We start from the raw sequence: 8,962 nt of genomic DNA on the forward strand, positions 1-8,962 counted from the left end.
CCGGCGCGGCGGCGGCCGGCGTGGTCGACGCGCACGGCGTACAGCGCCAAGCAGGCGCAGAGCACGGCTGCGAGCGGCAGCACGGCGGCGTTCATGACGCGCCCGCCGAGCACAGGGCGGTCAGGCGCTCCCAGCCCGGGCCGCGTTCGGTGCGGCCGAGGGTGTCGCGGACGAGCGCGGGAACCGTGGTGACGAGCCCGTCGGCACCGCGTCGCAGGACGTGGATCTCGGCGAGCCGCCGGCGGCCCGAGGCGTCCCGCACCAGATGGACCACGAGGGACAGCGCGGCGGCCAACTGGCTGTGCAGGGCGGCGCGGTCGAGTCCGGCCGTGCTGCCGAGCGCCTCAAGCCGGGCCGGCACGTCGACCGCGGCATTGGCGTGGACGGTGCCGCACCCGCCCTCGTGCCCGGTGTTGAGCGCGCTGAGCAGGTCGGTCACCTCGGCGCCTCGCACCTCGCCGACCACGAGCCGGTCCGGCCGCATCCGCAGGGCCTGGCGGACCAGGTCCCGCAGGGTGACGTGGCCGGCGCCCTCCTGGTTGGCGGGCCGGGTCTCCAGCCTGACCACATGAGGGTGGTCGGGGCGCAGTTCGGCGGAGTCCTCGGCGAGCACGATCCGGGAAGCCGGGTCGACCAGCCCCAGCAGGCAGCTCAGCAGGGTGGTCTTCCCCGAGCCGGTGCCGCCGCTGATCATGAACGACAGCCGGGCGTCGAGCACCGCCCGCAGCAGGGCGGAGGTGGCGGCGTCCAGGGTGCCGGCGGCGACGAGCTCGGCCAGGGTGAAGGCGCGGGCCCGCACCACGCGCAGCGACAGGCACGGCGAGCCGACCACGACGGGCGGCAGCACGGCGTGCAGCCGGGTGCCGTCGGGAAGCCGGGCGTCGACCCAGGGCCGGGCGTCGTCGAGCCGGCGGCCTGCGGTGGTGGCGAGCCGCTGGGCGAGGCGGCGCACCGCCGCCGTGTCGGCGAACCGGACCTGGCTGCGCTCCAACCCGTGACCGCGGTCCACCCACACCTGGTCGGGCGCGTTGACCAGGATGTCGGTGACGGCCGGGTCGGCCAGCAGCGGCTCCAGCGGTCCCGCGCCGACGAGTTCGGAGCGCAGCGACTGGACCACGCCCAGGACCTCGGCGTCGCCGAGCAACCGTCCGCGGGCGCGCAGTGCCTCGGCCACCCGGGCCGGGGTGGGATCGCCGCCGTGCTCCGCGAGGTGGAGGCGTACGGCGCCGAGGAGTTCGGCGGTGGGCGCGGCGCTCATGCGGCCACGCTCCCGGCACCGCTCAGGGCCCGCTCCAGGAAGGCCGTGCAGAACCGGGCGAGCGGACCGCGACCGGAGGAGCCGGGCGGCGCGCCTCCCGGCGGCGGGTCGGCGAGTGCAGGTTCCGGCGGCAGCGCGCCGGCCAGCGGAAGGCCGACGAGGCGGGCGATCTCCTGGTCGTCGAGCCCGGCGGCGAACGGTCCGCGGGCGACCACGCGCAGGTCCTTGAGGACCATGGTGATCGCGCCCGCGGCCCGGCCGGCCGCGGCGACGGCCCGCAACTCGGCGGGCACCACCAGCAGTCCGACGTCGACCTGGGCGAGCGCCTCGGCCACCGCCTCGTCCACCCGGCGGGGCAGGTCGACCACCACCACCCCGCCGCGCCGCCGTGCCGCGCCGAGCACCGACCGCATGGCCTGCGGGGGGATGCGCAGGCAGTCGCCGCGGTCCCAGCTGAGCACGCTGAGCGCTTCCAGCCGGGGCAGGGACTCCTCCAGCGCGCCGCTGTTGACCCGGCCGCGCGAGTCGGCCAGATCCGGCCAGCGCAGTCCGCGGGTGCGCTCGGCGCCGAGCAGGATGTCGAGGCCGCCGCCGAGCGGGTCGCCGTCGACGAGCATGGTCCTGCGCCCCGCGCGGGCCGAGGTGACGGCCAGTGCGCAGGCCAGCGTCGACGCGCCGGCCCCGCCGCGACCGCCGGCCACGCCGATGGTCAGTGCGGGCTCCCCCACGCCCTCGGCGACGTCCGCCAGCCGGTCGACCAGCCAGGTCTCCGCGTCGGGCAGCATCAGGACGTGGTCGGCGCCGATTCCGACGGCCTGCCGCCACACCTCGGCGTCCTCGAGGTCGCGGCCGACGAACAGGACGTCCTTGCGGCGCGGTGCTCCCCTGACCCGTTCGGAGGATTCCGTTCCGACCAGGACCAGGGGTGCGTCGTCCCAACTCGCCACGCGTGGCGAGGCGGTGAAGACGACTTCCGGTTCGGTGCCGGCGGCCGCGCAGAGCCTGAGCAGATCGTCGAGCAGGTTTTCGTCGCTTGTCACAATCAGCGGCCCGCGCCGATGGCCGTCGGTTGCCAGGTCGGGCGTGCTGGATCGGTTCATTTCACTGTCCCCCTTGCTTGTCGTGCGAGCACCGCGTGCTTCGTCTCGATCAGCTTGGGACAGCCACCGGAATTGAGATGATCTTGGTCGGAATCTGTGGACAACTCGTGGATTGTGGATAACTCCGCCACCCGGACGAGTGAGTTCCGCTCGAACGGGAAACGATTACCGAGCGTCACACGTCGTACACATCGGTACGCACATGCATACGAAGGACATGGAGGACAGTGCGATGGACATCCGGGGCGCCACAGCCGGGCCGGGGGCGCAGAATGCGTCCGGACATGCGACGACCCCCGCCGGGGGGGAGAGCGGGGGTCGTCCCCACGGTCCGACTCGGGGGGGGAGGAGCCAGACCGGGTTAGCACGGTCGCGAACGATCCGTGACTTCCATGGTGTACCCGAAGCCCTTCTCAGGCAAACCCACGCGCCTGACCTTACGCCGAATGGTGGTTGCCTATGCTCGTCCCGTGGAAAACCACCTGCCACCGCGCACCGCGGCCTTCTTCGATCTCGACAAGACCGTGATCGCCAAGTCCAGCACCCTCGCCTTCGGGCGCTCCTTCTACCAGGGCGGCCTCATCAACAGGCGCGCGGTATTGCGCACCGCATATGCCCAGTTCGTGTACTTGGTCGGTGGCGCAGATCACGACCAGATGGAAGGCATGCGCAAATATCTCTCGGATCTCTGCAAGGGATGGAATGTGCAGCAGGTCCGCGAGATCGTGGCCGAGACGCTGCACGACCTGATCGACCCGATCATCTACGACGAGGCCGCCTCGCTCATTGAGGAGCACCACGCGGCCGGGCGTGACGTGGTGATCGTCAGTGCGTCGGGCTCCGAGGTCGTGCAGCCGATCGGCGAGATGCTGGGCGCGGACCACGTCGTGGCCACCCGGATGGCGGAAGAGGACGGCGCGTACAACGGCGAGATCCTGCACTACGTCTACGGTCCGGCGAAAGCCGAAGCCATCGCCGACCTCGCGGAGTCGGAGGGGTACGACCTGGAGCGGTCCTTCGCCTACAGCGACTCGGTGACCGACATCCCGATGCTGGAGGCGGTCGGGCATCCGTACGCGGTCAACCCGGACCGCGCGCTGCGCAAGGAGGCGGTGGCACGGGAGTGGCCGATTCTCACCTTCAGCCGCCCGGTGCGGCTGAACCAGCGCATCCCGTCCCTGTCGATGCCGTCCGCTCCGGTGCTCGCGGTCGCGGCGATCGGGGCTGCCGCGGCCACCGCGGGTCTGGTGTGGCTGGCGTCGCGCCGCCGGCGCCCGGCGTTCATGAGCTGATTCTTATGTCCCGTTTGGTATGAACAGTAAAAGTGTAGCCAGGGGTTCCGCTTCCCTCCGGTCGGCGGTAGAAAGGACGTAGCGGCCCGCGAGACCACGGACTTCCGAGAGGAAGACCGCAGTTCACAGCACTCGGCCCCACGGACCCCGCATGGAAGTCGGGCACCCACGCGTAGCCGACCCGCCAACCGGGCCAGCCGCACCAGGCCACGGGCAAAGAACCCGGCCTGATCGGCAAACATCGTGCACGCTCTGGTAACGCGACGGACATGCCGGCGGCGGCACCCACCACGGGTGCCGCCGCAACTCCGTCCCCTCCTCCAGAGGGGACGGCACGATTCAGGCCGCGCCGCGCTGCAGCGCCTCGCAGACGGCGACGCTCTCCCGCACCCCGAGCTCCACGGCCCGGCCGCAGTGCGCGATCCACTCGGCCATCCCCTCCGGCGTCCCGGACGCGTACCCCTCCAGCGCCTTGAGGTACTCGGCGCGACCCAACTCCGCGTAGCCGACCTCGGCCGGGCAGATCGACTTCGGGTCCAGCCCGCTGCCGACCAGCACGACGCGCTCCGCCGCGCGCGCCACCAGGCCGTTGAAGGTGCCGAAGGGCCGCAGGCAGAGCAGTTCGCCGTGCACCGCGGCGCCGATGACCAGCGCGGGCGCAGCCGTACCGGCCCGCAGCAGATCGGCGAGCCCTTCCAGCCTCGCGTTGACCTCGCCCGGCTCGGGGAGCGGGATCTCCGCGATGTCCACCAGCGGCTCGGCCACCGGTTCGCCGGCCAGCCGCGGCCTGCCGACGGTGTCGCCGCCGTCGGCGGCGCCGCCCGCAGCCACCAGGTGCAGCCGGGCCAGCGCCTGCACCGGCGACTGCCGCCAGACGCCGAGCAGTTGGCCGGCCTCCGCGGTCAGCCGCAGCGCCGCCCCGACCGTGCGGGCCTGCTCGTCGGCCGAGAAGTCGCTGCGCCGGCGCACCTCTTCCAGTGGCCAGTCGGCCTCGGCGAGGGCCGCTGAGGCCCGCGCTCCGCGCAGCGCCGCCTCGGCGGCCACCTCGCCGGCCCGGCGGCGCATCACCCGGTGTCCGTAGACCGCGTCCACGGCCTTGCGCACCGCGTCCACCGCCTCGGGCACACCCGGCAGCCCGCCCAGCACGGCCAGCGGGTCGCTCTCCCCGAGAGCGGGAGAAGGTGCAGCGTTTTCAGACATGCCCACGACCCTACGCATGCCCCGGCACCCGAATCGACCACGATCGAGTGGCCTTCCCCACTCCGCGCCCCGCCGGATGAGATCCCCGCCACTACGCTTACCGAACATGAAGATCGCTTTCGTCGGGAAGGGCGGCAGCGGCAAGACCACGCTGTCCTCGCTCTTCGTCCGCCACCTCGCCGCCGCGCACATCCCGGTCCTCGCTGTGGACGCCGACATCAACCAGCACCTGGGCCCGGCTCTCGGCCTGGACGAGGACGAGGCGGCCGCGCTGCCCGCACTGGGCGCGCACCTGCCGGAGATCAAGGAGTACCTGCGCGGCGCCAACCCGCGGATCGCCTCGGCCGAGACGATGATCAAGACGACCCCGCCCGGCCGCGGCTCCCGGCTGCTGCGGCCGACCGAGGAGAACCCGGTCTTCGCCGCGTGCGCCAGGCCCGTGCCGCTGGACGACGACGACGCGGTGCGGCTGATGGTGACGGGGCCGTTCACCGAGTCCGATCTCGGCGTCGCCTGCTACCACTCCAAGGTCGGCGCGGTGGAGCTGTGCCTGAACCACCTGGTCGACGGGCGCGGGGAGTACCTGGTCGTCGACATGACGGCGGGCAGCGACTCCTTCGCGTCCGGCATGTTCACCCGCTTCGACCTGACGTTCCTGGTCGCCGAGCCGACCCGCAAGGGCGTGGCGGTGTACCGCCAGTACAAGGAGTACGCGCGCGACTTCGGCATCGGCCTCGCGGTGGTCGGCAACAAGGTGCAGGGCGAGGACGACCTGGCGTTCCTGCGCGCGGAGGTCGGGGACGACCTGCTCGTCACCGTCGGCCACTCGGACTGGGTGCGGGCCATGGAGAAGGGGCGCCCGCCGCGCTTCGACCTGCTGGAGGAGAGCAATCGCGAGGCGCTGCGCACGATGCACGAGCGCGCCGACGCCTCGTATGCGGCGCGCGACTGGGCCCGTTACACCCGGCAGATGGTGCACTTCCACGAGAAGAACGCGCAGAGCTGGGGGAACGAGCGCACCGGGGCGGATCTGGCGGCCCAGGTCGACCCCTCCTTCGTACTGAGCGAGGACCTGCTCCCCTCGCGGTGACGGCCGGCCCGCCCGCCGCCCGGTCCGCCCGCCGCCTGATCCGCCCGCCACCCAGCACCTCGGCCACCCGGCCTCTCGGCCACCCAGCCCGGCGGCCGGCTCGTCACCCGGCCGGTTCTTCTTCTGCGCGCCGAAGCCCGCACAACTCCGCACACCGATCCCCCGATTCACTCGAAAGCGGTAAATACCTGCTCGATCCGCCCTCTGGACTTCACTCTCCGCAATCGGTCGATTACTCTCCATTTACCGACTCTTGAGAGTGAGTAGGGCCATGAGAGTTCACCGATCCGATCTGTCCGCCTCGATCTCGGTCTTCCTGATCGCCGTCCCGCTGTCGCTCGGCCTCGCCCTCGCGACCGGGGCGCCGCTCCAGGCCGGCCTGGTCGCCGCGGCCGTCGGCGGCATCGTCGCCGGCGCGCTCGGCGGCGCTCCCTTGCAGGTCAGCGGCGCTGCGACCAGCCTGGTCGTGGTCACCGCCGGGCTTGTCCAGCACTACGGATGGCGGGCCACCTGCGCCATCACCGCCCTCGCCGGGCTCGCCCAGCTGCTGCTGGGCGGCCTGCGGGTGGCCCAGGCCGCCCTCGCGGTCAGCCCGGCGATCGTGCACGGCATGCTCGCCGGGATCGGCACGGTCATCGCCGTCGGCCAGCTCCATGTGGTGCTCGGCGGCAGCCCGCAGATCTCCACCGTGGCCAACATCGAGGCCCTGCCCGGCCAGTTGCTCGACAGCCATCCCGTCACCGCGGCCATCGGCGCGCTCACCGTGGCGGTGCTGCTCGCCTGGCCGCGGCTGCGCGGGCGGGCGGCGGTGCTGCGCAGAGTCCCGGCGCCCCTCGCCGCGGTCGTGCTCGCCACCGTGGCCGGCGCCGGACGCTCACTGCCGCGCGTGGACCTGCCGGAGCTGCGCGCACCGGTCCTTCCGCTGCTGCCCGAGGGACCGGTGCTCGGGGTGGCGGCGGCCGTGCTCACGGTCACCCTGGTGGCCAGCATGGAGTCGCTGCTGTCCGCGGTCGCCGTCGACTCCCTCCAGGTCAAGCGCCCGGGACCGCACGCCCCGCCGGCCTCGCTCGATCGCGAGCTGCTCGGCCAGGGCGTCGCCAACATGACCTCCGGCCTGCTCGGCGGCCTGCCCATCGCGGGCGGGGCGATGCGCGGCTCGGCCAACGTCGAGGCGGGCGCGCGCACCCGGGGCGCCACGATGATGCACGGCATGTGGGTGCTGCTCTGCGCCGGAGCGGCGGCCGCCGCGCTGGAGACCATCCCGCTGGCCGCGCTCGCCGCGCTGGTGATGCTGGTCGGCGTGCGGATGGTGAGCTTCGCGCACATCCGGAACATCCACCGGCACCGCGAGTTCCCGGTGTACGCGGCCACGCTCGGCTGCGTGGTGCTGTTCGGCGTGCTGCAGGGCGTCCTCGCGGGCATCGCGGTCGCGGCGTTCCTCGCTCTGCGACGCCTGACGCACACCAGGATCACCGTCACGGAGGAACCGGCCTGCCACCGCGTACGGGTCATCGGGCAGCTGACGTTCCTCGCGGTGCCGCGGCTGAGCAAGGCGCTCGCCCAGGTTCCCGACCAGGCCAACGCGGTCGTGGAGCTGGACGGCTCCTTCATCGACCACGCCGCCTACGAGGCGCTGAACGCCTGGTCCGCCCGCCACCGCTCGCGCGGCGGGCACGCGGTGCTCGGCGACGGTTCCGGCCAGACCGTCAGCGAGCCGGTGAGCGCCCACGCCTGCCGCCCCTGGACGCCCTGGCGCAACCACCACTGCACCCGCCCGACCTCCGGCCCCGCGAGCACGGCCGCACCCGTGTCCGCAGCCGCCTCCGCGTCCACACCCGGCGCACCCTCCACCGAGCCGGACACCGCGACCACCACCGCGGTCGCGACGGCCGCCGGAGCCTCCGGCGGCGCGACCGGGACGCTCGCAGCTCCCGGGACGACCTCGACACAAGGGACGCCGGCGGCCACCGACCCCGGCGGCAGCCAACTCCTCGGCGGCCTCAGCGCCTTCCAGCGCCACACCGCGCCGCTGGTCCGCGAGGAGCTCGCGCGGCTCGCCCGCGAGGGCCAGCGGCCCGGTCAGCTCTTCCTGACCTGCGCGGACTCGCGCCTGGTCACCAGCATGATCACCTCAAGCGGTCCCGGTGACCTCTTCACCGTGCGGAACATCGGCAACATGCTGCCGCCGCCCGGCTCCGGCGGCTCGTGCGACTCGGTGGCCGCCGCCGTCGAGTACGCGGTGGAGGTCCTCGGGGTGTCCAGCATCACGGTGTGCGGCCACTCCGGCTGCGGCGCGATGCAAGCGCTGCTGACAACCCGCGACGACCACCCGACACCGCCGGACGGCCCGCACGCCGGCGATGCCCCGACCGCCGCCGCCGACCCCGACCCGGACCCCGACACCGCACCCGCCGAGGCGACCCCGCTCGCCCGCTGGCTGCGGCACGGCCGCCCGAGCCTGGCGCGGCTCGCCCGGATCGGCCTGCCAGGAGGCAGCACGGTGGCCCTCGCCGACCGCCCGGTGGCAGACGACGTCGAGCGCCTCGCCCTCGTCAACGTGATGACGCAACTGGATCATCTGACGGCCCATCCGATCGTCGCCCGCCGGGTAGCGGCGGGCGCCCTGACCCTGCAGGGCATGTACTTCCACGTGGCCGAGGCGCAGGCGTACGTGCTGGACCGGACGACGAGCGTCTTCGCCGCCGTGCGCCCCGACATGGGGCTGACGCCCGCCGGCCCGGCCTCGGACGCCCCCGCTCCGGGCGCCGCCGGCGACCGCGGCGGTCCCCGCGGCCCTGGTGAAAGCGATGGCCACGGCTCCCGGGAGAAACCCGGGCTCATCACAAAGGTCTAAACCATTTTTTGTGGCGAGCCCTTGTCAGGGTGACCCAAGGACTGGTGAGGTAGTGCCGGGACATCTGGGACACCTTGACAAGGAGCTGGCGTGAGCACCAACGAGAGCCTGGCCAACCTGTTGAAGGAGGAGCGGCGGTTTGCTCCTCCGGCGGATCTGGCGGCGGGG

Annotated in this window: 6 protein-coding genes; 3 read left to right on the plus strand and 3 right to left on the minus strand. The window is 73.1% G+C overall.

The annotated features are described in order from the left end of the window. Positions 1-91: 91 nt before the first annotated feature. On the minus strand, positions 92-1,258 hold the full coding sequence (locus V2S66_RS34680) for a TadA family conjugal transfer-associated ATPase (RefSeq protein WP_413966533.1): 1,167 nt from the start codon (positions 1,256-1,258) through the stop codon (positions 92-94). Beyond that, positions 1,255-2,358, minus strand: coding sequence for a septum site-determining protein Ssd (gene ssd, locus V2S66_RS34685; RefSeq protein WP_413966535.1), 1,104 nt, complete (start codon positions 2,356-2,358; stop codon positions 1,255-1,257). The genes V2S66_RS34680 and ssd overlap by 4 nt, the downstream gene beginning before the upstream one ends. Before the next feature lie 446 nt (positions 2,359-2,804). Here ssd and V2S66_RS32685 point away from each other — a divergent pair, with 446 nt between their 5' ends. Beyond that, a complete protein-coding gene (locus V2S66_RS32685; RefSeq protein WP_330800440.1) occupies positions 2,805-3,650 on the plus strand; it encodes an HAD family hydrolase in 846 nt (281 codons plus the stop codon). A 339-nt stretch (positions 3,651-3,989) separates the two neighbouring features. On the opposite strand, the gene V2S66_RS32690 is transcribed toward V2S66_RS32685, so the two are convergent. Next, a complete protein-coding gene (locus V2S66_RS32690) occupies positions 3,990-4,850 on the minus strand; it encodes a Fic family protein (protein ID WP_330800427.1) in 861 nt (286 codons plus the stop codon). A 106-nt stretch (positions 4,851-4,956) separates the two neighbouring features. Between V2S66_RS32690 and V2S66_RS32695 the strand changes: the two genes are divergently transcribed. Together V2S66_RS32695 and V2S66_RS32700 are read left to right on the plus strand one after the other, a co-directional pair. Next, entirely contained in the window at positions 4,957-5,940 is a 984-nt protein-coding gene (locus V2S66_RS32695) for an ATP-binding protein (protein ID WP_330800429.1), read from the plus strand. A gap of 271 nt (positions 5,941-6,211) precedes the next feature. Next, positions 6,212-8,794 carry a SulP family inorganic anion transporter gene (locus V2S66_RS32700; RefSeq protein ID WP_330800431.1) on the plus strand — a complete coding sequence of 861 codons (2,583 nt, stop codon included), beginning with the start codon at positions 6,212-6,214 and terminating at the stop codon, positions 8,792-8,794. Positions 8,795-8,962: the final 168 nt, after the last annotated feature.

The sequence above is a fragment of the Actinacidiphila polyblastidii genome (assembly GCF_036353415.1).
GTDB classification, from domain to species: Bacteria; Actinomycetota; Actinomycetes; order Streptomycetales; family Streptomycetaceae; genus Actinacidiphila; species Actinacidiphila polyblastidii.